The sequence below is a fragment of the Cellulomonas sp. NEAU-ZC6 genome, assembly GCF_056844425.1.
Window position 1 is genome coordinate 1978469 of the sequence record NZ_JBXFYH010000001.1, and the last position, 25054, is coordinate 2003522.

General features: G+C 75.0%; 25 protein-coding genes. 6 read left to right on the forward strand and 19 right to left on the reverse strand.

The window, feature by feature from the left end:
• Window positions 1–206 precede the first annotated feature (206 nt).
• The 3 genes from rlmB to AC1050_RS09155 are packed head-to-tail and all read right to left on the reverse strand — an operon-like array spanning window position 207 to window position 3570.
• The gene (rlmB, locus tag AC1050_RS09145; RefSeq protein ID WP_482387040.1) at window positions 207–1205 is read right to left on the reverse strand and encodes a 23S rRNA (guanosine(2251)-2'-O)-methyltransferase RlmB; all 999 of its coding nucleotides are present in this window, start codon (window positions 1203–1205) and stop codon (window positions 207–209) included.
• Window positions 1205–2644: a cysteine--tRNA ligase gene (gene cysS / locus AC1050_RS09150; RefSeq protein WP_482387041.1), complete on the reverse strand. Its 1440-nt coding sequence runs from the start codon at window positions 2642–2644 to the stop codon at window positions 1205–1207. Before cysS ends, rlmB begins: the two co-directional genes overlap by 1 nt.
• A gap of 11 nt (window positions 2645–2655) precedes the next feature.
• Window positions 2656–3570, reverse strand: coding sequence for a LysR family transcriptional regulator (locus tag AC1050_RS09155; protein ID WP_482387042.1), 915 nt, complete (start codon window positions 3568–3570; stop codon window positions 2656–2658).
• Window positions 3571–3643: 73 nt separating this feature from the next.
• Here AC1050_RS09155 and AC1050_RS09160 point away from each other — a divergent pair, with 73 nt between their 5' ends.
• Window positions 3644–4576, forward strand: coding sequence for an EamA family transporter (locus AC1050_RS09160; protein ID WP_482387043.1), 933 nt, complete (start codon window positions 3644–3646; stop codon window positions 4574–4576).
• Window positions 4577–4664: 88 nt separating this feature from the next.
• Here the strand turns inward: AC1050_RS09160 and ispF are convergent, their stop codons facing one another.
• Genes ispF through AC1050_RS09175 form a run of 3 tightly spaced genes read right to left on the reverse strand, consistent with a single transcriptional unit; the run spans window position 4665 to window position 6461 of the window.
• Window positions 4665–5156, reverse strand: coding sequence for a 2-C-methyl-D-erythritol 2,4-cyclodiphosphate synthase (ispF, locus tag AC1050_RS09165; RefSeq protein WP_482387044.1), 492 nt, complete (start codon window positions 5154–5156; stop codon window positions 4665–4667).
• Window positions 5153–5944: a 2-C-methyl-D-erythritol 4-phosphate cytidylyltransferase gene (gene ispD, locus AC1050_RS09170; protein ID WP_482387045.1), complete on the reverse strand. Its 792-nt coding sequence runs from the start codon at window positions 5942–5944 to the stop codon at window positions 5153–5155. The genes ispF and ispD overlap by 4 nt, the downstream gene beginning before the upstream one ends.
• Before the next feature lie 34 nt (window positions 5945–5978).
• Window positions 5979–6461: a CarD family transcriptional regulator gene (locus AC1050_RS09175; RefSeq protein WP_147795473.1), complete on the reverse strand. Its 483-nt coding sequence runs from the start codon at window positions 6459–6461 to the stop codon at window positions 5979–5981.
• Between the two features lie 368 nt (window positions 6462–6829).
• On the opposite strand from AC1050_RS09175, the gene AC1050_RS09180 reads away from it, so the two are divergent.
• Window positions 6830–7456 carry a hypothetical protein gene (locus AC1050_RS09180; protein ID WP_482387046.1) on the forward strand — a complete coding sequence of 209 codons (627 nt, stop codon included), beginning with the start codon at window positions 6830–6832 and terminating at the stop codon, window positions 7454–7456.
• Between the two features lie 122 nt (window positions 7457–7578).
• Here the strand turns inward: AC1050_RS09180 and pstB are convergent, their stop codons facing one another.
• The 6 genes from pstB to AC1050_RS09210 form a co-directional block, all read right to left on the reverse strand.
• Window positions 7579–8358: a phosphate ABC transporter ATP-binding protein PstB gene (gene pstB / locus AC1050_RS09185; protein ID WP_482387047.1), complete on the reverse strand. Its 780-nt coding sequence runs from the start codon at window positions 8356–8358 to the stop codon at window positions 7579–7581.
• Window positions 8359–8404: 46 nt separating this feature from the next.
• The gene (gene pstA / locus AC1050_RS09190; RefSeq protein WP_482387048.1) at window positions 8405–9379 is read right to left on the reverse strand and encodes a phosphate ABC transporter permease PstA; all 975 of its coding nucleotides are present in this window, start codon (window positions 9377–9379) and stop codon (window positions 8405–8407) included.
• Between the two features lies 1 nt (window position 9380).
• Window positions 9381–10397: a phosphate ABC transporter permease subunit PstC gene (gene pstC, locus AC1050_RS09195; protein ID WP_482387049.1), complete on the reverse strand. Its 1017-nt coding sequence runs from the start codon at window positions 10395–10397 to the stop codon at window positions 9381–9383.
• A gap of 132 nt (window positions 10398–10529) precedes the next feature.
• The gene (pstS, locus tag AC1050_RS09200; protein ID WP_482387050.1) at window positions 10530–11645 is read right to left on the reverse strand and encodes a phosphate ABC transporter substrate-binding protein PstS; all 1116 of its coding nucleotides are present in this window, start codon (window positions 11643–11645) and stop codon (window positions 10530–10532) included.
• A 143-nt stretch (window positions 11646–11788) separates the two neighbouring features.
• A complete protein-coding gene (locus AC1050_RS09205) occupies window positions 11789–12508 on the reverse strand; it encodes a response regulator (RefSeq protein WP_482387051.1) in 720 nt (239 codons plus the stop codon).
• Window positions 12509–12512: 4 nt separating this feature from the next.
• Window positions 12513–13727, reverse strand: coding sequence for a sensor histidine kinase (locus tag AC1050_RS09210; RefSeq protein ID WP_482387052.1), 1215 nt, complete (start codon window positions 13725–13727; stop codon window positions 12513–12515).
• A 190-nt stretch (window positions 13728–13917) separates the two neighbouring features.
• Between AC1050_RS09210 and phoU the strand changes: the two genes are divergently transcribed.
• Window positions 13918–14583, forward strand: a complete 666-nt coding sequence (gene phoU / locus AC1050_RS09215; RefSeq protein WP_482387053.1) for a phosphate signaling complex protein PhoU — start codon at window positions 13918–13920, stop codon at window positions 14581–14583.
• A gap of 76 nt (window positions 14584–14659) precedes the next feature.
• Here the strand turns inward: phoU and AC1050_RS09220 are convergent, their stop codons facing one another.
• Window positions 14660–15400, reverse strand: coding sequence for a phosphoglyceromutase (locus AC1050_RS09220; protein ID WP_482387054.1), 741 nt, complete (start codon window positions 15398–15400; stop codon window positions 14660–14662).
• A gap of 88 nt (window positions 15401–15488) precedes the next feature.
• Between AC1050_RS09220 and AC1050_RS09225 the strand changes: the two genes are divergently transcribed.
• Window positions 15489–15929 carry a nitroreductase family deazaflavin-dependent oxidoreductase gene (locus tag AC1050_RS09225; RefSeq protein WP_482387055.1) on the forward strand — a complete coding sequence of 147 codons (441 nt, stop codon included), beginning with the start codon at window positions 15489–15491 and terminating at the stop codon, window positions 15927–15929.
• A gap of 26 nt (window positions 15930–15955) precedes the next feature.
• Here AC1050_RS09225 and mshA read toward each other — a convergent pair whose 3' ends face one another.
• From mshA to AC1050_RS09245, 4 genes are all read right to left on the reverse strand, one after another.
• Window positions 15956–17197 (reverse strand): D-inositol-3-phosphate glycosyltransferase, encoded by a 1242-nt coding sequence (mshA, locus tag AC1050_RS09230; protein ID WP_482387265.1) that lies wholly within the window; start codon window positions 17195–17197, stop codon window positions 15956–15958.
• A gap of 108 nt (window positions 17198–17305) precedes the next feature.
• Window positions 17306–18748: a sugar porter family MFS transporter gene (locus AC1050_RS09235; RefSeq protein ID WP_482387056.1), complete on the reverse strand. Its 1443-nt coding sequence runs from the start codon at window positions 18746–18748 to the stop codon at window positions 17306–17308.
• Window positions 18745–19800, reverse strand: coding sequence for a lactonase family protein (locus tag AC1050_RS09240; protein WP_482387057.1), 1056 nt, complete (start codon window positions 19798–19800; stop codon window positions 18745–18747). The genes AC1050_RS09235 and AC1050_RS09240 overlap by 4 nt, the downstream gene beginning before the upstream one ends.
• A gap of 218 nt (window positions 19801–20018) precedes the next feature.
• Window positions 20019–21320 (reverse strand): ROK family protein, encoded by a 1302-nt coding sequence (locus AC1050_RS09245; protein ID WP_482387058.1) that lies wholly within the window; start codon window positions 21318–21320, stop codon window positions 20019–20021.
• Window positions 21321–21394: 74 nt separating this feature from the next.
• On the opposite strand from AC1050_RS09245, the gene xylA reads away from it, so the two are divergent.
• Both xylA and xylB read left to right on the forward strand, forming a co-directional pair.
• Window positions 21395–22582 carry a xylose isomerase gene (gene xylA, locus AC1050_RS09250; protein ID WP_482387059.1) on the forward strand — a complete coding sequence of 396 codons (1188 nt, stop codon included), beginning with the start codon at window positions 21395–21397 and terminating at the stop codon, window positions 22580–22582.
• Between the two features lie 124 nt (window positions 22583–22706).
• A complete protein-coding gene (xylB, locus tag AC1050_RS09255) occupies window positions 22707–24143 on the forward strand; it encodes a xylulokinase (RefSeq protein ID WP_482387060.1) in 1437 nt (478 codons plus the stop codon).
• Window positions 24144–24391: 248 nt separating this feature from the next.
• Here xylB and AC1050_RS09260 read toward each other — a convergent pair whose 3' ends face one another.
• The gene (locus tag AC1050_RS09260) at window positions 24392–24739 is read right to left on the reverse strand and encodes a histone-like nucleoid-structuring protein Lsr2 (protein WP_482387061.1); all 348 of its coding nucleotides are present in this window, start codon (window positions 24737–24739) and stop codon (window positions 24392–24394) included.
• A gap of 121 nt (window positions 24740–24860) precedes the next feature.
• Entirely contained in the window at window positions 24861–25034 is a 174-nt protein-coding gene (locus AC1050_RS09265; protein ID WP_482387062.1) for a hypothetical protein, read from the reverse strand.
• Window positions 25035–25054: the final 20 nt, after the last annotated feature.

The window sequence follows — 25054 nt, forward strand, 5'->3', positions numbered from 1 at the left end:
CGCCCCGCACCACCCCGCACCCGGGAGCCCGCCCCGCGCCCTCCGCGACGCCCCGGCACCGTCCGCGACGCCCCCGCGGCCTCCGCCGAGGTAGAGGCGGATCGCCGAGGTCGAGCGCGATCCCGCTCGACCTAGGCGAGATCGCTCTACCTCGGCGAGATCGCTCGACCTCGGGGAGGTCGCGGGAGGGACGGCCGCAGCGCGGGTCAGACCGTGCGCTGGCGGGCGACCTCGTAGAGGGCGATGCCCGCGGCCACGCCGGCGTTGAGGGACTCGACCTCGCCCGCGATCGGGATGGAGGCGATCGCGTCGCAGTGCTCGCGGACCAGGCGGGACAGGCCCTTGCCCTCGGAGCCGACGACCAGCACGAGCGGGTCGGCCGAGTACGGCAGGTCCTGCACGGTGACGTCGCCGCCGCCGTCCAGGCCGACGACGAAGCAGCCGGCCTCGTGCAGCCGCTCGAGGGCGCGCACGAGGTTGGTCGCGCGGGCCACCGGCACGCGGGCCGCGGCACCGGCCGAGACCTTCCAGGCCGACGCGGTCACGCCGGCGGAGCGGCGCTCGGGGACCAGCACGCCGTGCGCGCCGAACGCCCCGGCGGAGCGCAGGACCGCGCCGAGGTTGCGGGGGTCGGTGACCCCGTCGAGGGCGACGATCAGCGGGGCGCGGTCGCTGGCGGCGGCCACGTCCAGCAGGTCCTCGACGTCGCGGTAGTCGTACGGCGGGACCTGGATCGCGACGCCCTGGTGCACCGAGCCGTCGGTCATCCGGTCGAGCTCCGGCTTGGTGACCTCGAGCAGCGGGTAGCCCGCGTCGGCCGCGGTGCGCAGGATCTCGCGGGTGCGGTCGTCGGCCTCGAGGCGGGTCGCGATGTACACCGCGGACACGGGGATGCCTGCCCGCATCGCCTCGACGACGGAGTTGCGCCCGGCAACCACCTCGGTGGCACCGGCGCCGCGCGCCCGGCCCGCCGCCGCGCCGCCCCGGCCCGCGGGCCGGCTGCCCGAGCCCCGGGTCCCGGCGACGGCCTTGCGCTCGGCCGCGGCCTTGCGCTTGGCGGCCGGGTGGTAGGACCGGTCCTCGGCCTTGGGGGTGGGGCCCTTGCCCTCGAGCCCGCGGCGGACCTGCCCGCCGGACCCGACGCTCATGCCCTTCTTGCTGCCCGGCTTGCGCGTCGCGCCCCGGCGCTGGGAGTTCCCGGCCATCAGTCCTCGTCCTCGGTCGTCGGGCGCGCGGCGAGTGACCAGCGCGCGCCGGTTGCGTTGTCCTCGACGGCCACACCGGCGGCCGCGAGTCGGTCACGGATCGCGTCCGCGGTGGCCCAGTCCCGGGCGGTGCGGGCGGCTGCCCGCGCGTCGAGCTCGGCGCGCACCAGGGCGTCGAGCGCCTCGGCGTGCCGGTCGTCGGTGCGGCCGGCGCCCCACTGCGCGCCGGCGGGGTCGAGGCCCAGCACGTCGAGCATGGCCCGCACGGCGACCAGGCCGGCGCGCACGCCGGCGTCGTCGCCCGCGGCGAGCGCGGAGTTGCCGGCACGCAGGTGCTCGTGCACGACCGCGAGCGCGGCGGGCACGTTGAGGTCGTCGTCCAGCGCCGCCCCGAACCCCTCGGGCAGCTGGGCGGCGGCCAGCTCGGCCGCGTCGACCTCGCCGACCCGCTCTCCTGCGCGGTCGACGAAGCCGGCGAGCCGGTCCCAGGTGGCCTCGGACTCGGCGAGCGTGTCCGGGGTCCACTCGAGCATCGACCGGTACTGCACGGCCGTCAGGGCGTACCGCACGACGGCAGGGCGCACGGTCTCGAGCAGCGTGCTGACCAGCAGCCCGTTGCCGAGCGACTTGCTCATCTTGGCGCCGGACTGGGTGACCCAGCCGTTGTGCAGCCAGTACCGCGCGAACCCGTAGCCGGCGGCGCGGGACTGCGCCTGCTCGTTCTCGTGGTGCGGGAACCGCAGGTCCAGGCCGCCGCCGTGGATGTCGAAGGTGTCGCCGAGGTAGCGCTGCGCCATCGCGGAGCACTCCAGGTGCCAGCCCGGGCGGCCGCGGCCGAACGGGGTGTCCCACGCGGCGGTGTCCGGCTCGCCCGGCTTGGCGGCCTTCCACAGCGCGAAGTCGTGCGCGTCGCGCTTGTCCCCGGCCGCGCCGTCGGGGGCGGGGGCCATGTCGTCGAGGCGCTGGCTGGTCAGCGAGCCGTAGTCGGCGTACGAGCGGACGTCGAAGTACACGTCCCCCTCGGCGGCGACGTACGCGTGCCCGGTCTCGACCAGGCGCTGCATCAGCGCGACCATCGCCGGGACGTGCCCGGTCGCCCGGGGCTCGTAGGTCGGGGGCAGCACGCCGAGGGCGTCGTAGGCCGTGGTGAAGGCGCGCTCGTTCTGCATCGCCCACGCCCACCAGGCGACGCCGGCCTCGGCGGAGCGCGCGAGGATCTTGTCGTCGATGTCGGTGACGTTGCGGACCATGGTCACGTCGTGGCCGGTGCGGCGCAGCCAGCGGACCAGCACGTCGAACGCGACGGCGGACCGCACGTGGCCGATGTGCGGGGGTGCCTGGACCGTCGCGCCGCACAGGTAGATGCCGACCTTGCCCGGGACCACGGGGACGAAGTCGCGCACCTCACGGGTGGCGGTGTCGAACAGGCGCAGGCTCACGAGGGTCAAGGCTACCGGTCGGGGCGCTCCGGCCCGTCGGCGAACCGTGCCGCCTCCGCGCGCAGCGCGTCGAGCACCCGCCGGACCACGCGGCGCTCGGCCCGGTCGGGGCGCACGAGGACGTCGACCCGGCGGCCGGCGCGCACCCCGGCGAGCGGCACGAGCACCGCCCCGCGGCGGCCGGCGGTGTGCCGGGGCAGCAGGCTGATCCCGTGCCCGGCGGCCACCAGGGCCTCCACCACCCCGAAGTCGTTGAACCGCTGCACGATCCGCAGCGGCGCCCCGGCGGCCGCCCCGACCGCGTCCAGCACCCCTGCGACCGGGAACCCCTCGCGCACGGCGATCCAGGGCTGGTCGGCGAGGTCCGCCGGGGTCAGCACCGCCCGGTCCGCGAGCGGGTGACCCGGCGGCAGCGCCACGTCCAGGGGTTCGCGGAGCAGCGGGACGGCGCGCACCTCGGCCGGCCAGGCGGGTGCGGCGTCCGGCCGGTGCGCGACGACCAGGTCGAAGTCCGCGGTGAGCGCGGGGAACCGGTCCTGCGCGACGTCCTCGTCGCCCAGCTCGACGTGCACGCCGTCCATCGCGGCGACCCGGGCCAGCAGGCCCGGGAGCAGCAGCTCGGCGGCCGACTGGAACGCCGCCACCCGCACGAGGCCGTGCGGCGCCGACCGGAACGCCTCGACGGCCGCCTCCGCGCGCTCGAGCGCCACGGCCACGTCACCGGCGGCGTCCGCGAGGGCGAGGCCCGGCCCCGTGAGCCGGATCCCGCGCCCCACGCGCTCGACCACCTCGACGCCCGCGTCGCGGGTCAGGGCACGGAGCTGCTGCGAGACGGCCGACGGAGTGAGGTGCAGCGCGGCGGCCGCGGCGGTCACGCCGCCCCGGTCCCGGACGGCGCGCAGGGTGGCCAGGTGCCGCGTGTCCATGCAGTGACGCTACAACGTCGGTGCGCGACATCTCGATTGTGCTGCACGGTCGTGGTGCCGCACCCTCGGTCGTATGCCGCTGCGCGACCGCCTGCTCGCCCTCACCGTCGCCGTGCTCTGGGGGCTCAACTTCCCGGCGATCCACCTGTCGCTGGAGCAGTTCCCGCCGTTCTTCCTGGTGGCGCTCCGGTTCGCGCTGCTGGCGGTGCCGACGCTGCTGCTGGTCCCGCGCCCGCAGGCGCCGGTGCGCTGGCTGATCGGGTACGGCGTCGGGTTCGGGGTGCTGCAGTTCGCGTTCCTCTACCTCGCGATGGACACCGGCATGCCGACCGGGCTGGCGTCGCTGGTGCTGCAGGCCTCCGCGCCGTTCACCGTGCTGCTGGGCGCGGTGTGGCTGCGCGAGCGGATCTCGGCCCGGCAGGCGGTCGGCGTCGCGGTGGCGATCTGCGGCCTGGGCGGCATCGCGGCCCTGCGCGCCGGCGGCGGCGCCTCCGCCGGGCTGCTGCCCGTGCTGCTCACGCTGTGCGGCGGGCTCGGCTGGGCGTTCGGCAACGTCTCCAGCCGCCAGGCGCACCCGGACAGCCCGATGCGGTTCATGCTCTGGATGTCGGTGGTGCCGCCGCTGCCGATGCTGGCGCTGTCGCTGGTGGTCGACGGGCCCGCGGCGATCGGGCGGTCGCTCACGACGCTCGGGACGCCGGTCGCGGCCTGGGCGCTGGCGGGGCTGGCGTTCACCGTGCTGATCGCGACCGTCGTCGGGTCGGGGATCTGGACGACGCTGCTGTCCCGGCACCCCTCCGGCGTGGTCGCACCGTTCTCGATGCTGGTGCCGGTGGTGGGGATCGGGGCGTCGTGGCTGGTGTTCGACGAGCGGCCCGCGGCGGCCGAGCTGGTCCTCGGCGCGGTGATCGTCGCGGGCGTGCTGGTCGCGACCCGCCCGCCCCGCGCCGTGACGTCCGCGACCCCCGCACGCCCCACCCCCGCGGCGAGCACCTCGCCGAGATGACAGTCCTGGCCTGCGCGCGGAGCCCGCGGCACAGGCCGGTTCTGCCATCTCGGCGACTGCTGGAGGGCGCGGGGGTGGCGCTGGCGCCTCACCCCCGAGGCACGACCAGCGCGGTCGCGATCGCCGCGACGCCCTCGCCGCGGCCCGTGAGGCCGAGGCCGTCCGTGGTGGTGGCGCTCACCGAGACCGGGGCACCCGCCGCCGCCGACAGCGCGGCCTCGGCCTCCGCGCGGCGCGGGCCCAGCCGGGGGCGGTTGCCGACCACCTGCACCGCGACGTTGCCGACCACGAAGCCCGCGGCACCGACCAGCCGGGCGGCCTCGGCCAGCAGCGCCGTCCCCGCAGCACCGGCCCACTCCGGCCGGGACGTCCCGAACTGCGACCCGAGGTCGCCGATGCCGGCGGCCGACAGCAGCGCGTCCGCGGCGGCGTGCGCGGCGACGTCGGCGTCCGAGTGCCCGGCCAGCGGCCGCTCCCCGGGCCAGGCGAGCCCGGCCAGGTGCAGCACGGCGCCGGGCGCCGGGTCCGGGTCGTAGGCGTGCACGTCGACGCCGACGCCGGTCCGCGGCAGCCCGGTCACGCGGGCACCGCCACGCCGTCCGTGCCGGCCGTGCCGTCGACGCCGTCCGCGCCGTCCGTGCCGTCGACGCCGTCCGTGCGCGCGAGCAGCTCCGCGACCGCGAGGTCGCGCGCGGTGGTGATCTTCATGGCGGACTCCTCGCCGGGGACGACCCAGACCTGCTCGCCCAGCGCCTCCACCAGGGCCCCGTCGTCGGTGGCGGCGGTGGCCTCGTCCCCGGCACGGTGCGCGCCGGCGGCGTGCGCGGCGTCGAGCAGCGCCCGGTCGAAGCCCTGCGGCGTCTGCACGGCGCGCACCGTCGCCCGGGCGACGGTCGCGACCACGGGTGCGGCACCGTCGACGGTGGCGCCCACCTGCTTGATGGTGTCCGTCACCGGCAGGCCCGGCACGACCGCGCGGTGCCCGGACCGCACCGCGCGCTCGACCGCGCGCACCAGGTCGGCCGACGCGAGGGCGCGCGCGGCGTCGTGCACCAGCACCACGTCGACGGCGGGCGGGAGCACGGCGAGGCCGGCGGCGACGGACGCCTGCCGGGAGGCGGCGCCCTCGACCACGGTCACCGGGACGCCGGACCCGCCGAGCACCGGGTCGGCGAGCAGGGCGCGGAGCTCCGCCGCCCGGCCGGGCGGCGCCGTGACGACGATGGACGCCACGACGCCCGACGCGGCGACGCGTCGGGCGGCGTGCAGCACCAGCGGGACCCCCGCCAGCTCGACGAGGGCCTTGGGCCCGGGACGACCGAGCCGCGTGCCACTGCCGGCGGCGGTGAGGACGACGGCGGTGGGCACGCGGCGGCGGTTCAGGCGGGGTGCGGGCGCGTCGTCAGGACGCGAGCACCTCGTCGAGGATGGCCTCGGCCTTCTCCTCCTCGGTGTGCTCGGCCAGCGCGAGCTCCGAGACGAGGATCTGCCGGGCCTTGGCGAGCATGCGCTTCTCGCCCGCGGACAGGCCGCGGTCGGCGTCGCGGCGCGACAGGTCGCGGACGACCTCGGCGACCTTGATCACGTCGCCGGAGGCGAGCTTCTCGAGGTTGGCCTTGTAGCGGCGCGACCAGTTGGTCGGCTCCTCGGTGTACGGCGCGCGCAGCACGTCGAACACGCGCTCCAGGCCCTCGGCGCCGACGACGTCCCGCACGCCCACGAGGTCGACGTTCTCCGCCGGCACCTCGATGGTCAGGTCACCCTGGGCGACCTTCAGCTTGAGGTAGATCTTGTCCTCGCCGCGGATGGTCCTGGTCTTGATCTCCTCGATCAACGCTGCACCGTGGTGCGGGTAGACAACCGTCTCCCCAACAGTGAAAGTCATCTGCAGGTGTCCCCTTTCGCGGAGGGCCAGTCTACCACGCGGCCGTGGGCGGATTTCGTGGAGATCACCGGCGTTTGCGCAGGTCAGAGCGTTGCCGACCACGTCAGCGATTCGACACGCCGTCGATGGGGGTGCCTCGCGGTCCCGACGTGGCTAGTCTGCCGACGCGGGCCCCGTCCGGCGTCGCACCGGACCCGGTACGGCCCTGACCTGCGGCGACGCACGTCCCGGGACCGAGGGCCCACGCGCGCGCCGGCACTCCGTGCGAGGGACCCCCGTGCCCACGTAGGCTCGGCCTCGCGCGCCCGCGCGCAGCCCGGCGCACCGCCGCGCACGCCCCACCGCACCAGCCCCACCGAGGAGTCACCGTGGCCCGCAGCCGCACGTCCGCCCGCCCCGTCGTCGTCGGCGCCGTCGCCCTGGTCGCCGCCGCGGTCCTGTCCGGCTGCTCCGCGACCAACCCGATCACCACGGAGATGGCCTACGCCGCCTCCGACGGCGTCCGGGCGAGCCTGGGCGACCTCACGGCGGAGAACCTGCTGCTGGTCGCCGCGGCGGCCGACTCCCCCGGCGCGCTGCAGGGCGCGCTGACCAACCGCGGCGACGACGCCCTGACCGTGGAGATCTCGCTGGACGCGTCCAGCGAGCGGATCCGCGTCGCGTCGGGCGAGACGGTGCTGCTGGGCGGCGCCGACGGCGAGGAGGTCGTGCTCGACACCCCCGGCGCCCCGGGCTCGACCGTCGAGGTCACGCTCAGCACCGCCGCCGCGGGCGAGGAGGTCGTCCCGGTGCCCGTGCTGGACGGCACGCTGCCCGAGTACGCGGACCTGGTGCCGGAGGAGGTCGTCGTCGTGGTCCCGGAGCCGGAGGCCACCGAGCCGGCCACCGAGTCGCCCGCGCCGACCCCCACGGACACCACCGGCACGGACGCCGCGGGCGGGACCACCACCGAGGACGAGGGCACCAGCGAGCAGTCCGGCGGCAACGAGGGCTGATCCCCCTCCGCACGCACGACAGCGGGCCCCGTCCTGACGAGGACGGGGCCCGCTGCTCGTACCGGCCCGCCGGCGCCGCGGGTCCCTCCCGACCCGGGGCGCCGACGACCCGGAGCGCCGGCTCAGCCGAAGCGGCCGGAGATGTAGTCCTCGGTCGCCTGCTCCTTGGGCGAGGAGAACATCGTCGCGGTGTCGTCGATCTCGATCAGCCGGCCGGGCTGCCCGGTGCCGGCGATGTTGAAGAACGCCGTCCGCTCGGAGACGCGCGCCGCCTGCTGCATGTTGTGCGTGACGATCACGATCGTGTACTCGCTCTTGAGCTCGGCGATCAGGTCCTCGATGGCGAGGGTGGAGATCGGGTCGAGCGCGGAGCACGGCTCGTCCATCAGCAGCACCTGCGGCTTCACCGCGATGGCGCGGGCGATGCACAGGCGCTGCTGCTGGCCGCCGGACAGGCCGGAGCCCGGGCGGTCGAGGCGGTCCTTGACCTCGTTCCAGAGGTTGGCGCCGCGCAGCGACTGCTCGACGACGTCGTTCGCGTCGCTCTTGGACATCCGGCGGTTGTTCAGCCGCATCCCCGCGAGCACGTTCTCGGCGATCGACATCGTCGGGAACGGGTTGGGGCGCTGGAACACCATGCCGACCTGGCGGCGGACGGCCACCGGGTCGATGTCCGAGCTGTAGAGGTCGACGCCCTCGACCGCGACGGTGCCCTCGACGCGCGCGCCGGGGATGACCTCGTGCATGCGGTTGAGCGTGCGCAGGAAGGTCGACTTGCCGCAGCCGGACGGGCCGATGAACGCGGTCACCGAGCGCGGCTCGATGGTCATGTTCACGTCGGCCACGGCGCGGAAGCTGCCGTAGTAGATGTTCAGGTCCTTGACGTCGATGCGCTGAGCCATCTCGGTCGTCTCCTTGGGTCTGGGGAAGGTCGGGAGGGGCGGGGGGTCAGCGGATCTTCGGGGCGAAGAGCCGGCTGACGAGGCGCCCGATGAGGTTCAGCACCATCACGATGAGGAAGAGCGTCAGGGCGGCCGCCCACGCGCGCTGGAGGTTGATGTCCGGGATGCAGGCGGCGTCGCCCTCGGCGCACGGGACCAGGCCCTGAGCGTACTGCCGGTACACGTACACCGGCAGGGTCATCATGCGGCCGTCGAACAGGTTGAAGTTGATCGAGTCGACCACGCCGACGGTCAGCAGCAGCGGGGCCGTCTCGCCGATGACGCGCGCGATCGCGAGCATGACGCCGGTGGTGAGGCCGGCGACCGAGGTGCGCAGCACGACCTTGATGATGGTCAGCCAGCGCGGCACGCCGAGGGCCAGGGACGCCTCGCGCAGCTCGTTCGGCACCAGGCGGAGCATCTCCTCGCTGGACCGGATCACCACCGGGATCATCAGCACCGACAGCGCGACCGAGCCGATGGCGCCGAACTTCGCGCCCGGGCCGAGCAGCAGCGCGAAGAGGGCGTACGCGAACAGGCCGGCGACGATGGACGGGATGCCCGTCATGACGTCGACCAGGAACGTGATCAGCTTCGCCAGCGGCTTGCCGCCGCCGTACTCCACCAGGTAGATCGCGGCGAGCAGGCCGATCGGCACCGAGATCAGGGCCGCGAACAGCGTGATCTCGAGCGTCCCGACGATCGCGTGGTAGATGCCGCCCGCGTCCATGCCGCCGAACACGCCGCGCATGGAGTTCATCAGGAAGTAGCCGTCGAGGCGGCCGATGCCCTTGGACACCACCGTGTAGGTCAGCGACAGCAGCGGCAGCATCGCGACGACGAACGCGGCCGTGATGAGCACGCGCATCGTGATGTCGGTGCGCCGGCGGCGGCGGTCGTTGCCCTGCAGCAGCTCGCGCAGCGAGGCGGAGCCCTGCGGGCTCTCGGGGGCCGGCACCGGGGTGGGGGTGGTCGCGGTCATGTCAGTTCGCCCCCGAGAAGTCCTTGCGCCGCGCGACGATCGCGCGGGCGGCCATGTTCACGGCCAGGGTGATGATGAACAGCGCCAGGCCGGTGGCGATCAGGGTCGCGACGCCGGTCTGGTTCGCCTCGGGGAACTGCGCGGCGATGTTGGCCGCGATCGTCTGCTGCTGCCCGGCGGCGAGCAGCTGGAACGAGTAGAGGAACCCGGGCGACAGGATCATCAGCACGGCCATGGTCTCGCCGAGGGCGCGGCCCAGGCCGAGCATGGCGGCGGACACGATGCCCGAGCGGGCGAACGGCAGCACGGCCATCCGCACCATCTCCCACTGCGTCGCGCCGAGCGCCAGGGCGGCCTCCTCGTGCAGCCGCGGCGTCTGCAGGAACACCTCGCGGCAGATGGCGGTGATGATCGGCAGGATCATCACGGCGAGCACGACGGCCACCGTCATCATCACGCGGCCGGTCGTGGACACCGTGCCGTCGAAGAACGGGATCCAGCCGAGGTAGCGGCCGAGCCACTCCCAGACCGGCTGCACCATCGGGCTCAGCACCAGGCCGCCCCAGAGGCCGTAGACGACCGACGGGATCGCCGCGAGCAGGTCGACGACGTAGCCGAGGGCGCTCGCCAGCCGGCGCGGCGCGTAGTGCGAGATGAACAGCGCGATGCCGATGGCGATCGGCGTCGCGATGATCAGGGACACCGCCGCGGCGAGCAGGGTGCCGAAGATCAGCGGGCCGATGAAGCCCAGCAGCGTGGTGTCGTCCGGGAACCAGCTGATCTTCTCGGACAGGAACGCGGCGTCGGCGGTCAGCGCCGGCCAGGCGCGCTGCACGAGGAAGATCGCGACGGCGGCGAGGATCACGAGGATCAGCACGCCGGCACCGGTGGCGATCCAGCGGAACGTGCGGCTGCCGCCGCGGTCGCCGTGACCGGACCGCAGGCGCTTCGCGGTGGTGCCGGCGGGAACCGCGTCCGGCTCGGTGGACCCCGTCGTGCGGGGCTGGGTGCTGGTCACGCTGTCTCCAGGGGGAGGCGGAGGAGAGAGGCCGTTCTTCGCGCCGACGGCCGGCCCACCCGCGGGTGGACCGGCCAGGGCCCGGGTGGCGGGCCGGCGACCGGATCGCGGTCGCCGGCCCTCACCGGTGGATCAGGAAGCCAGCTCGATCGCGTCGATCGAGGCCTGGACGTCCGTGCGGAGCGCGTCGGAGATCGGCGCGGAGCCCGCGGCCGACTCGGAGGCCGCCTGGCCCTCGGCGCTGGCGACGTAGGTCGCGAACGCCTTCACCAGGTCCACGTCCTCCTGGGAGTCGTACGCCTGGCACAGGACCAGGTAGGAGGCGAGGATCAGCGGGTAGGCGCCGGCCTCGGTCGTGGTGCGGTCGATGGCGATGACGATGTCGCCCTCCTCGCGGGAGTCGTCGCGGGGCGAGACGTCGAGCGCGGCCGCGGCGGCCTCCTCGGTCGGGGCGACGAACTCGTCGCCGACGGCGATGGAGACCTTGCCGAGCGAGCCGGCCTTCGAGGCGTCGGCGTAGCCGATGGTGCCCTGGCCGCCCTGGACCGCCTGGACCAGGCCGGACGTGCCCTGGCCGGACTCGCCGCCCTCGACGGGCCAGTCGCCCGAGGCCTCGTCGGCCCACGCGCCCTCGGACGCCGCCGCGAGGTACTCGGTGAAGTTCTCCGTGGTGCCCGACTCGTCGGAGCGGTGCACCGGCGTGATCGCCAGGTCCGGCAGGGTCGCGTCCGGGTTGGCCTCGGCGATCGCCGGGTCGTTCCAGCTCGTGATCGTGCCGTTGAAGATGTTCGCGATCGTCGCGGCCGAGAGGTTCAGCTCGGTGACGCCCTCGAGGTTGAAGATCACGGCGATCGGGGAGACGTAGACCGGCAGGTCCACCGCGGAGGCGCCGAAGCAGCGCTCCTGGGCCTGGGTCAGCTCCTCCTCGTCCAGCGCGGCGTCCGAGCCCGCGAACAGGGCCGAGCCGTCGAGGAACGCGGTGCGGCCACCGCCGGACCCGACCGGGTCGTACGACACGGTGACGTCGGGGTTCGCGCTCTGGAACCCGGCACGCCAGGCCTCCATCGCGGACTCCTGCGACGACGCACCGGCGCCGACCAGCTCGCCGGAGAGGTCGCTCGCGGCGGTGTCGCCGCCCGAGGTCTCCGGGGTGCTGCCGGTCGGGTTGTCCGAACCACATGCCGTGAGGGAGAGGGCGACGACGCCAGCGAGGGCGAGGGCACCCGTACGACCGCGGTTGAGCTTCACAGTGTTCCGTCCTGTCGTGAGGCGGCGCGCACCCGTGTGGTGCGCGACCTGGCGCCGACGCTAAGCAGGCCAGGTGACCAGACTGACGTCCTCGGGTGAACCGCAGGTGAACGAGCGGCCAATCCTTGCGGGCGCGCTGCGGCTCAGGCCGGCTCGTCGTCGAGCAGCTTGTAGCCGAGGCCGCGCACCGTCACCAGGAGCGTCGGGTTGCCGGGGTCGGGCTCGATCTTGGCGCGGACCCGCTTGACGTGCACGTCGAGCGTCTTGGTGTCGCCGACGTAGTCGGTGCCCCAGACGCGGTCGATCAGCTGGCCGCGCGTGAGCACCCGCCCGGCGTTGCGCAGCAGCAGCTCGAGCAGCTCGAACTCCTTGAGCGGGAACGCCACCGGCCGGTCGTCGACCGTGACCGTGTGCCGCTCGACGTCCATCTTGACCGGGCCGGCCGCGAGCACGCCGTCGTCGGCGGGCTCCTCCTCCACCTCGCCCGTCCCGGGACCGGGGACCTGGCGGCGGCGGAGCACCGCCCGGACGCGGGCCAGCAGCTCGCGCGAGGAGTAGGGCTTGGTGACGTAGTCGTCGGCGCCGAGCTCCAGGCCGACGACCTTGTCGATCTCGCCGTCCTTGGCGGTCAGCATGATCACCGGGACGTCCGAGGTCTGCCGGATCCGCCGGCAGACCTCGGTGCCGGAGAGCCCGGGCAGCATGAGGTCGAGCAGCACCAGGTCCGCGCCCTCGGCCTGGAACGCGGCGAGCGCCTCCGGGCCGGTCGCGGCGGTCGTGACGTCGAACCCCTCGCGCCCGAGCAGGTAGGCCAGCGGGTCGCGGTAGGACTCCTCGTCCTCGACGAGCAGGATGCGGGTCACGGGGTCAGGCCTCCGGGGCGGTGTCGGGGTGCGAGGTGCTGGGGACGACGAGCGGCACGGGCCGGTCGTCGGGGGTGGCGCTCGGCACGGGGCCGACCGCGACGGGCAGGCGGAGCGTGAACGTCGAGCCCCGGCCGGGCTGCGACCACACCTGCACGTCGCCGCCGTGGTCCGCCGCGACGTGCTTGACGATCGACAGGCCGAGGCCGGTGCCGCCGGTCTCGCGGCTGCGCGCGGGGTCGACCCGGTAGAACCGCTCGAAGACGCGGTCCTGCTCCTCGGCGGAGATGCCGATGCCCTGGTCGACCACGGCGATCTCGACGATGCCGTCGTGCGAGCGGACCCCGACGCCGACCGTCGTGCTGGGCGGCGAGTACCGGACCGCGTTGTCCAGCAGGTTGCGCACCGCCTGCACCAGCATCGCGGCGTCGCCGAACACCTGGGCGCCCGACTCTCCGCCGACGTGGAACGACATGCCCTTGGCGGCGGCACCGGTGCGCGCGCGGTCGACCGACTCCGCGACCACCGCGTCGACGTCCACCAGGGCGATGTCCTTGAGCGCGCCCGCGACCTGCAGCCGCGAGAGCTCGAGGATCTCCTGCACCAGGGCGGACAGCCGCTGCGCCTCGCTGATCATCCGGCCCGCGAACCGGCGGACGGTCTCGGGGTCGTCGGCGGCGTCCTGCACCGTCTCGGCCAGCAGGGACAGCGCGCCGACCGGCGTCTTCAGCTCGTGCGACACGTTGACGACGAAGTCGCGGCGGATCGCCTCGAGCCGGCGCGCCTGCGTGCGGTCCTCCGCCAGCACGACCAGCAGGCCCGGGCCGACCTGGGCCACGCGGACCTGCAGCATGATCGTGCCGGGGCTCAGCGGGCCGCGGGGCAGCTCCAGCTCCTCGTCCCGGATCACGCCGCTGCGGCGCACGTCGGCGATCAGGTCCCGCACCGCGGCGTGCACCACCATCCCGTCGCGCACGACGCCGAGCGCGAACGCCGGCGGGCTCGCCCGCACCACGGTGTCGTCGTCGTCGAGCACCACGGCCGCGGACCGCAGCACCGCCAGGGTGCGCACGACGCCCTCGTCCAGGTCCGGACGCGGGCGCTCGGGCACGGTGCGCTGGGCGCGCTCGCTGAACCGGAACGCCAGCATGGCGCCGACCCCGGTGACCATGCCCAGCGCCCCGGCGGCCAGCACGACGAGACCGTTGATGCCCTCCACGCGGTCAGCGTACGGTCGGGCGAGGACCGATCCCGACCACGCCGCGGCCACGACGGGGCAGCGGCACGCGATGTTCATCGCCGTTCACCGCGCGTCCGCGCGCCGTTCACCCACGCGTTCACGTCCGCGTGCGAGCGTGGGCGGCCGGACGGATACTGCGCGCACGGGAGTGCGCGGACGAGAGGAAACCATGCGCGAGATCTTCGACGCCGAGCTCAAGCAGGTGCAGGACGACCTGGTGGCCATGAGCCGCCGGGTCGAGCACGCGATCACGGCGGCCGGGGAGGCCTTGCTGCACCAGGACCTGGCCCTCGCCGAGTCCGTGATCGCCGACGACCTCGCGATCGACGCCCTCGAGCGCGACCTGGACGAGCGGTGCGTGCTGCTGCTGGCCCAGCAGCAGCCGGTCGCCACCGACCTGCGCGTCGTGGTCTCCGCCCTGCGGATGAGCGCCACGCTCGAGCGGATGGGCGACCTGGCCCGGCACGTCGCCCAGGTGGCGCGCGGCCGCTACCCGCGGGCCGCGGTGGACCCGGCGCTGACCGGCGTCTTCACCGAGATGAACGAGGCCGCCCGCCGCGTGGCCCAGCGCACCACGCAGGTGCTCACCTCGCACGACCTGGCCGAGGCCGAGGGCATCGAGCGCGACGACGACCTGCTGGACTCGCTGCACGAGGAGACGTTCCGGATCCTGCTCGCGCCGGGCTGGGCGGGCGACGCGCAGCAGACCATCGACATCACGCTGCTGGGCCGGTACTACGAGCGGTTCGGCGACCACGCGGTGTCCGTCGCGCGCCGCATCGTGTTCCTGGTGACCGGCGAGTTCGCGGCGGAGCGGGCGGCCGGCACCCGCTGACCGCAGCACCCGCGCCGCACGCACGAGGGGCCCGGACCGACTCGCGTCGGTCCGGGCCCCTCGTCGTGCAGGTGGGTCAGCGACCCTGGTTCGCCACCGCGGCGATCGCGGCCTCGGCCGCCGCCGGGTCGAGGTACGTGCCGCCCGGGTTGGTGGGCTTCAGCGTGGTCTCGTCCAGGTGGTAGACGAGCGGGATGCCGGTCGGGACGTTGATGCCCGCGATCGTGGCGTCGTCGACGTCGTCCAGGTACTTGATGATCGCGCGGATCGAGTTGCCGTGGGCGGCGACCAGCGTGGTCTTCCCGGCCTGCAGGTCCGGGACGATCTCGGCGTCCCAGTACGGCAGCGCGCGGTCCAGCACCTGCTTGAGCGCCTCGGAGCGCGGGATCGGCTCGCCGGCGTAGCGGGCGTCCGTGTCCTGCGAGTACTCCGAGCCCAGCTCGATGTCCGGCGGCGGGACGTCGTACGAGCGGCGCCAGAGCATGAACTGCTCCTCGCCGTACTGCTCGAGGGTCTGCTTCTTGTCCTTGCCCTGGAGCGCGCCGTAGTGCCGCTCGTTGAGGCGCCAGGACCGCTTGACCGGGATCCACAGGCGGTCGGCGGCGTCCAGCGCGTAGTTCGCGGTGGTGATCGCGCGGCGCAGCAGCGAGGTGTGCACGACGTCCGGGAGCACGCCCGCGTCGGTCAGCAGGGTGCCGCCGCGCTTGGCCTCCGCGACGCCCTTCTCGGACAGCGCGACGTCGACCCAGCCGGTGAACAGGTTCTTGGCGTTCCATTCGCTCTCGCCGTGGCGGAGCAGAACGAGGGTGTAGGTCATGGGCCCCATCCTGCCGCACGCCGCGCTCCGGCGTCGGGGGACGTTCGACCTGCGGAACACCCGCGGCCGACCCGCGGTTGGGACGAGCATGCCGATCACCGGAGAGTACGAGCCCAGCACCGACACCCGGTCCCGCGAGCAGGTCGAGCTCATCGAGCGCTCGGGCGGGACGAAGGGCACCACGATGCGCGGGATGGGGGTCGTCGTCGTCACGATGCTCGGCGCGCGGTCCGGGAAGGTGCGCAAGATCCCGGTCATGCGGGTGGAGCACGAGGGCGTCTACGCCGTCGTCGCCTCGCTCGGCGGCGCCCCGAAGCACCCCGTCTGGTACCACAACCTGCTGGCGAACCCGCTGGTCGAGCTGCAGGACGGCCCGGCGCGCGCGGACTACACCGTCCGCGAGGTGCAGGGCGCCGAGCGCGACCTGTGGTGGGAGCGGTCCGTGGCGGCGTACCCGGACTACGCCGACTACCAGCGGCGCACCGACCGGGTGATCCCGGTGCTGGTGCTGGAGCCCGTCGCGGGCTGAGCCCGCCGGGGGCCGTCGCGCGCCGGTCAGACGGCGGCGGCGCGCAGGCGGTGCTCGGTGGCCAGGGCGTAGACCTTGAGCACCTGCTCGGCGGTCGCGTCCCAGCCGTACTGCTCGGCCACCCGCCGGGCGTTCGCGCGCCACGCGCCGCGGGCCGCGGGGTCCGCCAGGGTCGCGGCCAGCACGTCCGCCCACACCGCCGGGTCGTGCCCGCGCACCTGGCGCCCGGACACCCCGTCCTGCACGACGGACCGCAGCCCGCCGACCGCCGAGGCCACCACGGGCGTGCCCGCGGCCTGCGCCTCGACGGCGACCAGGCCGAAGGACTCGCTGCGGGACGGCATCGCGACCAGGTCGGCCGCCGCGAACCACCGCGCCAGCTCCGGCCGGGTCACGGGCGGGTGGAACAGGACGTCGTCCTCGAGGCCCGAGGCGGCGACCAGCGCGCGCAGCTCGGTGAGCGCCGTCGCCCGGCCGCTGGGCCCGCCGAGCACCACCAGCAGCGGAGCCGGCCGGCCCGTCGCCCGCAGGACCGCGAGCGCCCGCACCAGGACGTCGGGGGCCTTGAGCGGCTGCACCCGGCCGGCGAACAGCACGACGTCGCGGTCCGCGGGCAGCCCGAGCGAGCGGCGCAGGGCGGCGCGGTCGCCGGTGCGCGGGCGGAAGGTCGTCAGGTCGACGCCCGGCGCCACGACGTGCACCCGCTCGGGGTCGGCGTCGTACATCCCGACCAGGTCGTGGCACTCCTCCGCGGTGCTGGCGACCAGGGCGGCGGCGGCGGCCACCACCTGCTCCTCGCCGATCACGCGGGTGGCGGGCTCGGGGCTGTCGCCGGGGGCCAGCGCGGCGTTCTTGACCCGGGCCATCGTGTGCATGGTGTGCACCAGCGGCACGTCCCAGCGCTCGGCGGCGAGCCAGCCGACCTGGCCGGACAGCCAGTAGTGGCTGTGCACCGCCTCGTACCAGCCGGCGGGCCGCGCGGCCGCGACCCGCAGCACGCCCGCGGTCACCGCGCACAGCTGCGCGGGCAGGTCGTTCTTGTCCAGCCCCTCGTAGGGCCCGGCGGCCACGTGGTGCACCAGCACCCGGTCGTCGCCCGCGTCCAGCTCCACCGTCTCCGGCAGGGCCGACGACGTGGCGCGCGTGAAGATCTCCACCGCCGCACCGCGCCGCGCCAGCGCCCGGGACAGCTCGGCGACGTAGACGTTCATGCCGCCCGCGTCACCGGTGCCGGGCTGGTCCAGCGGGGAGGTGTGCACCGAGAGCATGGCGATGCGCTGCGGCTCGTGCGGCACGACTTCTCCTGCGGACGACGGGGGTGGACTCCCTCCATTGTCGGCCATCGGCGCGGTACCGCAGCGCGTGAGCCGCGCCACTCACGCGCGGGACGCCACCCGGAAGTCCTCCTCGAGCTGCTCCAGCGACCGGTCCCGCGTCTCGGGCAGCACGAACCGGACGAACAGCCAGGACAGCACGTTCAGCGCCGCGAACGCCAGGAACGTCCCGTTGACGCCGATGCCGGCCACCACCGACGGGAAGAACCCGCTGATCACCGCGTTGGCGGTCCAGTTCCAGAACACGCACAGCCCGATCGCGAAGCCGCGGACCCGGAGCGGGAACAGCTCGGCCAGGATCACCCAGCACACCAGCCCGACCGACGACTGGTTGAACCCGACGAAGAGCACCAGGAACGCGGTGACCGCGACCGACCGCGTCGTCCCCTCGGGCAGCACCGCGGAGCACAGCGCGATCATCAGGTGGGACGCGATGATGCCGGTCAGGCCGACCAGCAGCAGCGAGCGCCGCGGCACCCGGTTGATCAGCCGCAGCCCGATCAGCATCCCGAGCACCGAGAACACCCCGTTCAGGACGTTCGCGACCAGGGCCACGTCGCCGCTGAACCCGGACTGCCGCAGCAGCTGCGTGCCGTAGTACATGACGGCGTTGATGCCGCCGAGCTGGTTGACCACCGCGACGCCCACGCCGATCAGCACCAGCCGGCGCACCCAGGGCAGGCGCAGCTCGGCCCAGCCGCCGGACCCGCGCGCCTGCTCGGCCTGCTCGGCGTCCACCAGGGCGCGCACCTCGAGCAGCTCGGCGGCGGCGCGGCCGGGGTCGCGCACCTGGCGCAGCACCGCCAGCGCCTCGTCCTGCCGCCCGCGCGCCAGCAGCCAGCGCGGCGACTCGGGCATCCGCAGCATCCCGGCGAACAGCGCGACCGCGGGGACCGCCTGCACGGCGAGCATGTACCGCCACACGCCGGGGTGGTCCGACCACACCGTGCCGATCACGGCGTTGATGACGAACGCCGCCAGCTGGCCGACCACGATCGCGATCTCGTTGCGGCCGGTGATCGCCCCCCGTCGCTCCGTGGGCGCGAGCTCGGCCAGGTACACCGGCACCGTCACCGAGGCACCACCCACGGCCGCGCCCAGCACGAACCGCATCGGCAGCATCACGCCGAGCGAGGGCGCCAGCACGCTGCCGACCGCGCCGAGGAAGAACACCACCGCGAGCGCCACCAGCGCGCGGCGCCGGCCGATCCGGTCGGCCAGCCGCCCGCAGAGCAGCGCCCCGAGCGCCGCGCCCACCAGCAGGCTGCTGGTGACCAGGCCCTCCGACGCCGGGGTGAGCCCGAGGTCCGCGACCATCGGGTCCAGCGCGCCGTTGATGACGCCGGTGTCGTAGCCGAACAGCAGGCCGCCGAACGTGGCGACGACCGTGATGACGTCGAGCCGCCGCAGGTGCGGGCCCGGCAGGATCGGCGGGAGCACCCGCCCGCGGGCCCCGGGGGCCGGGGTGGCTGCCGCCGCGGTCACGCCGCGACGACGCACGCCGGGGCCGGCAGCGCCACGGTCGACACGACGGCGCCGTCGCGCAGCACGGTCAGGCTGTCGCTCTGCTGGTCGGCGACCACGGTCCAGCCGTCCACGACCGCGAAGTGCCGCGGCCACGCGCCGGGCAGGGCGACCTGGCCGGCGGGCGCCAGGGTGCCGTCGGCGCTCGCGCCGAACGTCGCGAGCACGTCGGCGCCGCGGGTCGCGACCAGGACGCGGTCGCCGACCCGGGCGATGTGCGACGGCAGGGCGCGCTCCTGCGGGCCGGAGCCGTCCTCCACCGCCGGCACGTGCTGCACGACCCGGCCGGACGCGCGCGCGACGTCCCACGCCAGCACCGCGACCGTCACGTCCAGCTCGCACACCACGTAGGCGATCCGGCCGTCCGCGGAGAACACGAGGTGCCGCGGCCCGGAGCCGGGGCGCAGGGTGGCCGCGACGCCGTCCTCGGTCAGCAGCCCCGTCGCGGGGTCGCGGCGGTAGCGGCGGATCTCGTCCGTGCCGAGGTCGCAGACCAGGACGTGCTCCCCGCCCGGGGCCAGCGCGGCGAAGTGCGCGTGCGGCCCCTCCTGCCGGTCGGCGCGCGGGCCGGAGCCGGAGTGCGCCAGGACCTGCGCGGGCGCGTCCCCGACCAGGCCGTCGGTCTTCCGCTCCAGCACCGCGAGCGAGCCCGAGGAGTAGTTGGACACGTACGCGACCCGGCCCGAGGGGTCGAGCAGCACGTGGCACGGGTCGGCGCCGCCGCTGCTCGCCGTGCCGGCCGGGGTCAGCGTCGGGCGCCCGTCGGCGGTGCCGACCCGGAACGCGGACACGGTGCCGTCGGCGTCCTCGCCCACGGCCAGCAGCAGCCCGGCCTGGCGGTCGAGGGCCAGGAACGACGGCGCGGGGGTCGTGACGACCAGCTCCGCGCCGGACAGCCGGCCGGTCTCCGGGTCGAGCCCGACGCGCCACACGCCCTCGCCCAGCCCGGCGGGGGTCCCGGCGCCTGCCGAGGGGTACGTACCGATCCACAGGTCGCGCAGGTGCTCCGTCACGGCGAGGACTGTACGCAACCCCGCGCGCTGCGGGCGACCGTTCCACCGCCCGGGACCCGCGGACCGGGCGGTGACGTGCCCCGCTACCGCCCGCTGCCCCGGGTCACCTGCCCGCCCCGGGCCGCGGGCACCGGCGAGTGTCCAGCAACCGGAGCGCTTTCGACCGGTATGTCCGCGGGTTTGTGGACACTCGACGGTCGGGTCGGGTCCGGGTGGGGTCAGGCGGTCGCGGGGGCGTCGAGCCAGGCGGCGGGGTCGTCGGCGACGGCGCGCAGCACCACGACGGCGGCACCGGTCATGGCCGCGTGCGCGCCGCCCGCCGCCACGCCGACGCGCGCGTCCTCCCACGCCGAGGCCAGGACCCGCGCCCGCAGCTGCGCGACGACCGCCTCGGTCAGCCAGGGCGCGAGCGGCGCGTAGATGCCGCCGAGCACCACCGTCTCGACGTCGACCAGGTTGACGAAGTTCGCCAGCGCCACCCCGAGCGCCTCGCCGCCGGACCGCAGCGCCCGGGCGGCGCGCTCGTCCCCCGCCTGCGCCGCGGCGACCAGCGCGTCGACCGGCTCCTCGACGTCCCGGCCCGCGGCGCGCAGCAGCGCGTCCTTGCCGGCGTACTGCTCCAGGCAGCCGCGCGCGCCGCACGTGCAGCGCGGGCCCTGCTGGTCGACGACGGTGTGCCCGAGCTCCCCGCTCCACCCGTGCCGGCCGACGAACACCTCGCCGTCCAGCACGATCGCGGCGCCGATGCCGACCTCGCCGGAGACGTAGAGGAAGCTCGGGCCGGCGACGCCGGCGCGCGCCTCGGCCCGGGCGGCGAGGTTGGCCTCGTTGGCCAGCCGCACCGCGAGGCCGTCGACCTCCGGGTGCGCGGTGAGCAGCGCGACGACGTCGACGTCCCGCCAGCCGAGGTTCGGCGCCAGCCGCAGGGGCCCGGTGACGCGGTCGACCAGGCCGGGCAGCGCCAGGCCGATCCCGGCGAGCCGCGCGTCGGCGGGCAGCTCGGCGCGCACCTCGCCGACCAGGCGCGCCAGCAGGGCGAGCACCGCGGCCGGGTCGCTGTGCCGGAAGTCGCCGGCCGTCGTGCGGTGCGCGAGCACCTCCCCCGCCAGGTCGAGCGCGCGGACGCCGACGTAGTCGACGTTCACCTCGGCGCCGAGGCCGACGACGGTCCGGGACGCGGGGACCAGCGGGACCGCGGGCCGGCCCGCGCGGGCGGTGACGGCCGGGGGCAGCTCCGCGACCAGGCGCGCCCCGATCAGCAGGTCCACCAGCGCGGACACCGACCCCCGGGTCAGCCCGGTGGCCGTCGCGACGTCGGCCCGCGACGGGGCGGGCACCTCCGCCGCCGGGGTGGACGCGTCGAGCACGTGCCGGAGCACGAGGGCGAGGTTGTGCTCCCGCAGCGAGCCCTGCCGCGCGGGTGCCCGGCGCCGGCCGACGGTGCCGCGGTCGGCGTTCCGGACGGCACCCCGCTCGACGCGCGCGACAGGGCGCGGCGGGTCGGTCGGGGGGTGCGTCACGCGGTTGACCCTAGCCGGTCGCGCGTATAAGTTCGCTCGCAAGACAAACCTGTTCACTCGATGAGGAGCCGATGATGGTCCGCACGCCCACCCGCGACGACAAGTTCTCCTTCGGTCTGTGGACCGTGGGCTGGAACGCCCAGGACCAGTTCGGCTCCGCGAGCCGCCCGTGGCTGGACCCGGTGGAGTCGGTGCACAAGCTCGCCGAGCTCGGCGCCGCGCACGTGACCTTCCACGACGACGACGTGGTGCCGTTCGGCTCCGACGCCGCCGAGCGCGACCGCATCCTCGCCCGGTTCAAGCAGGCGCTGGCCGACACCGGCGTGACCGTCGAGATGGTCACCACCAACACGTTCAGCCACCCGATCTTCAAGGACGGCGCGTTCACGTCGAACGACCGCCGCGTGCGCCGCTACGGCCTGCGCAAGGTCATCCGCAACGTCGACCTGGCCGCCGAGCTCGGCGCCGACACCTTCGTGATGTGGGGCGGCCGCGAGGGCGCGGAGTACGACTCCGCGAAGGACCTCAACGCCGCGCACGACCGGTACGCCGAGGGCATCGACACCGTCGCCGCGTACATCAAGGAGAAGGGCTACGGCCTGCGGATCGCCATCGAGCCGAAGCCGAACGAGCCCCGCGGCGACATCCTGCTGCCGACCATCGGCCACGCGCTCGGCCTCATCGCCAAGCTCGAGCACGGCGATATCGTGGGCCTGAACCCGGAGACCGGGCACGAGCAGATGGCGGGCCTGAACTACACGCAGGGCATCGCCGAGGCGCTGTGGGCCGGCAAGCTGTTCCACATCGACCTCAACGGCCAGCGCTCGATCAAGTACGACCAGGACCTGGTGTTCGGCCACGGCGACCTGTTCTCGGCGTTCGCGACCGTGGACCTGATCGAGAACGGCTTCCCGGCCGGCGGCCCGCGCTACGACGGCCCGCGGCACTTCGACTACAAGCCGTCCCGCACCGAGGACTTCGACGGCGTGTGGGAGTCGGCGCGCGCCAACATGGCGACCTACCTGCTGCTGAAGGAGCGGGCGCAGGCGTTCCGCGCCGACCCCGAGGTGCAGGAGGCCCTGGAGGCGTCCGGCGTGCTCGAGCTCGCGCAGCCGACGATCGGCGAGGGCGAGACCCTCGCGGACCTGCTGGCCGACCGCTCGGCGTTCGAGGACTTCGACGTCGAGGGCGTCGCGGAGCGCGGCTTCGGCTTCGTCCGCCTGAACCAGCTCGCCCTGGAGCACGCGCTCGGCGCCCGCTGAGCACAGCACCTCCCGCCGAGGTCGAGGGTTTCCGGCGAGGTCGAGGGTCTGCGACCCCCGTTCCTCGTGGAACCCTCGACCTCGGCGCTTCCCCGTTCCCTGAGCACAGCAAGGACGCATCCTCATGGCCCTCGTCGCCGGGGTGGACTCCTCCACCCAGTCCTGCAAGGTCGTCGTGCGCGACGCCGAGACCGGCGCCCTGGTGCGCTCCGGTCGCGCGTCGCACCCCGACGGCACCGAGATCGACCCGCGGCACTGGTGGGACGCCCTGCAGGTGGCGGTCCGGGACGCCGGCGGGCTCGACGACGTCGACGCGGTCGCTGTCGGCGGGCAGCAGCACGGCATGGTGACGCTCGACGACGAGGGCCGGGTCGTCCGCGACGCGCTGCTGTGGAACGACACCCGCTCCGCCCCGTCGGCGCTCGCGCTGATCGACGAGCTCGGCGGCCCCCAGGCCTGGGCGGACGCGATCGGCTCGGTCCCCGTCGCGTCCCTGACCGTCACGAAGCTGCGCTGGCTGCGCGACCACGAGCCCGACGCCGCCGCCCGGGCGGTCGCCGTGGCGCTCCCCCACGACTGGCTGACCTGGCGCCTGACCGGGCAGGGCGAGGACGGGCGCAGCGCGGACCTGCGGCTGCTGACCACCGACCGGTCCGACGCGTCGGGTACCGGCTACTGGTCCCCGTTCACCGAGGGCTACCGCGACGACCTCCTCGAGCTCGCGCTCGGGCACGGCGCCGTCCTGCCCCGGGTCGTGGCCCCGCACGCCGTCGCGGGCCGCGTCGTCGCCGACGGCCTGCTGCGCGCCGGCACGGTGCTCGGCGCGGGCGCCGGCGACAACGCCGCCGCGGCCCTCGGGCTCGGCATGGTCGCCGGCGACGTGGCGATCTCGATCGGCACCTCCGGCGTGGTGTCCGCCGTCTCCGCGACGCCCACCGCGGACGGCTCCGGGCTCGTGACGGGCTTCGCGGACGCCACCGGCGCCTACCTCCCGCTCGCGTGCACGCTCAACGCCTCCCGGGTGCTCGACGCCGCGGCGCGCATGCTCGGCGTCGACCACCGCGGGCTGTCCGAGCTGGCGCTGTCCGCCCCGGCGGGGGCCGACGGCCTGGTGCTCGTCCCGTACCTGGAGGGCGAGCGCACCCCGAACAAGCCGGACGCCACCGGCGCGCTGCACGGGATGCGGCTGGCGAACACCACGCCCGCGCACCTGGCGCGGGCCGCCGTCGAGGGCATGCTCTGCGCGCTGGCCGACGGCCTGGACGCGCTGCGGGCGCAGGGCGTCCCGGTCGAGCGGGTGCAGCTGATCGGCGGCGGCGCGCAGTCCGAGGCCGTGCGGCGGATCGCCCCCGCGGTGCTCGGGCTGCCGGTCACCGTGCCGACCCCCGGCGAGTACGTCGCCGACGGCGCCGCGCGGCAGGCGGCGTGGGTGCTCGCCGGCACGGAGCAGCCCCCGGCGTGGACCGCCGCGGGCGAGCCCGAGGTGTTCGAGGCCGAGCCGGTCCCGGTGGTCCGCGCCCAGTACGCGGCGGTCCGCGACCTCACCGCCACCCGCCCCTGACGGGCGGCGGGCCCGCCCCTGACCGCACGCGCGCCCGGACGGGCTGGGCACCTGACGATCCGCGTCCCCGCGGCGTCACCGTCCCGCGAGGTCGTCAGATCGCGGCGAGGTCGTCACTCCTGCATGACGACCTCGCCGACGTATGACGACCTCGCGGCCCGGCCGGAGCGCGGCGGGACGTCCGCGCCGGACGCGCGAAGGCCCGGCACCCCGTGGGGTGCCGGGCCTTCGTGCGTGCGAGCGGGGCGTCAGCCCTGCGCGGCCTCGTAGGCCTCGCGGATCTCGGCCGAGATGCGACCGCGCTCGGAGACCTCGTGGCCGTTCTCCTTGGCCCAGGCGCGGACCGCGCCGGCGTCGGAGGAGCGGCGCGGGCGGCTGCCGCCGGCGCCGCTGCTGCCGCCGCTGCGACCGGAGGAGCGGCCGCCGACCTTGCGCGCGTGGCCGACCCAGGTGCCGAGGGCGTCGCGCAGCTCGGCGGCGTGCTCGGTCGTCAGGTCGATCTCGTACGAGACCCCGTCGAGCGCGAACGTCACCGTCTCGTCGGCGGTCCCGCCGTCAATGTCGTCCACGAGCAGGACCTGAACCTTCTGTGCCATTTCGCCCTCCCGAGCTGTTGGCCGCTGCTGCTGCCCCCGGATGGCGAGCGGCGCGAATCACGCGTTCGGGAAAAGCATGGCACCCGAGAACACCCGCCGTCAAAGGACGGCGTGCATTCGTTCAGATTTCGGGCGAGTTCTCCGGCTTATCTGCTCGCGCATCCTCGGCATCCATCCGCGCCAATGCGGCGCGTTCGGACCGGTCGGCGTTCACGAGCGCGCGGATGACCAACCAGAAGATGAGGCCGACCCCGACGGACGGGAGCAGCGCGGCCAGCGCGGGTCCGATGTTCATACCGCGCAGCGTACGCCGCG

Coding starts and splice junctions, on each gene's coding strand:
- rlmB (WP_482387040.1), bottom strand. CDS start 1,205: ATGGCCGGGAACTCCCAGCGCCGGGGCGCGACGCGCAAGCCGGGCAGC.
- AC1050_RS09155 (WP_482387042.1), bottom strand. CDS start 3,570: ATGGACACGCGGCACCTGGCCACCCTGCGCGCCGTCCGGGACCGGGGC.
- AC1050_RS09160 (WP_482387043.1), top strand. CDS start 3,644: ATGCCGCTGCGCGACCGCCTGCTCGCCCTCACCGTCGCCGTGCTCTGG.
- AC1050_RS09175 (WP_147795473.1), bottom strand. CDS start 6,461: ATGACTTTCACTGTTGGGGAGACGGTTGTCTACCCGCACCACGGTGCA.
- pstB (WP_482387047.1), bottom strand. CDS start 8,358: ATGGCTCAGCGCATCGACGTCAAGGACCTGAACATCTACTACGGCAGC.
- pstA (WP_482387048.1), bottom strand. CDS start 9,379: ATGACCGCGACCACCCCCACCCCGGTGCCGGCCCCCGAGAGCCCGCAG.
- phoU (WP_482387053.1), top strand. CDS start 13,918: ATGCGCGAGATCTTCGACGCCGAGCTCAAGCAGGTGCAGGACGACCTG.
- AC1050_RS09220 (WP_482387054.1), bottom strand. CDS start 15,400: ATGACCTACACCCTCGTTCTGCTCCGCCACGGCGAGAGCGAATGGAAC.
- AC1050_RS09225 (WP_482387055.1), top strand. CDS start 15,489: ATGCCGATCACCGGAGAGTACGAGCCCAGCACCGACACCCGGTCCCGC.
- mshA (WP_482387265.1), bottom strand. CDS start 17,197: ATGCTCTCGGTGCACACCTCCCCGCTGGACCAGCCCGGCACCGGTGAC.
- xylA (WP_482387059.1), top strand. CDS start 21,395: ATGGTCCGCACGCCCACCCGCGACGACAAGTTCTCCTTCGGTCTGTGG.
- xylB (WP_482387060.1), top strand. CDS start 22,707: ATGGCCCTCGTCGCCGGGGTGGACTCCTCCACCCAGTCCTGCAAGGTC.
- AC1050_RS09260 (WP_482387061.1), bottom strand. CDS start 24,739: ATGGCACAGAAGGTTCAGGTCCTGCTCGTGGACGACATTGACGGCGGG.
- AC1050_RS09265 (WP_482387062.1), bottom strand. CDS start 25,034: ATGAACATCGGACCCGCGCTGGCCGCGCTGCTCCCGTCCGTCGGGGTC.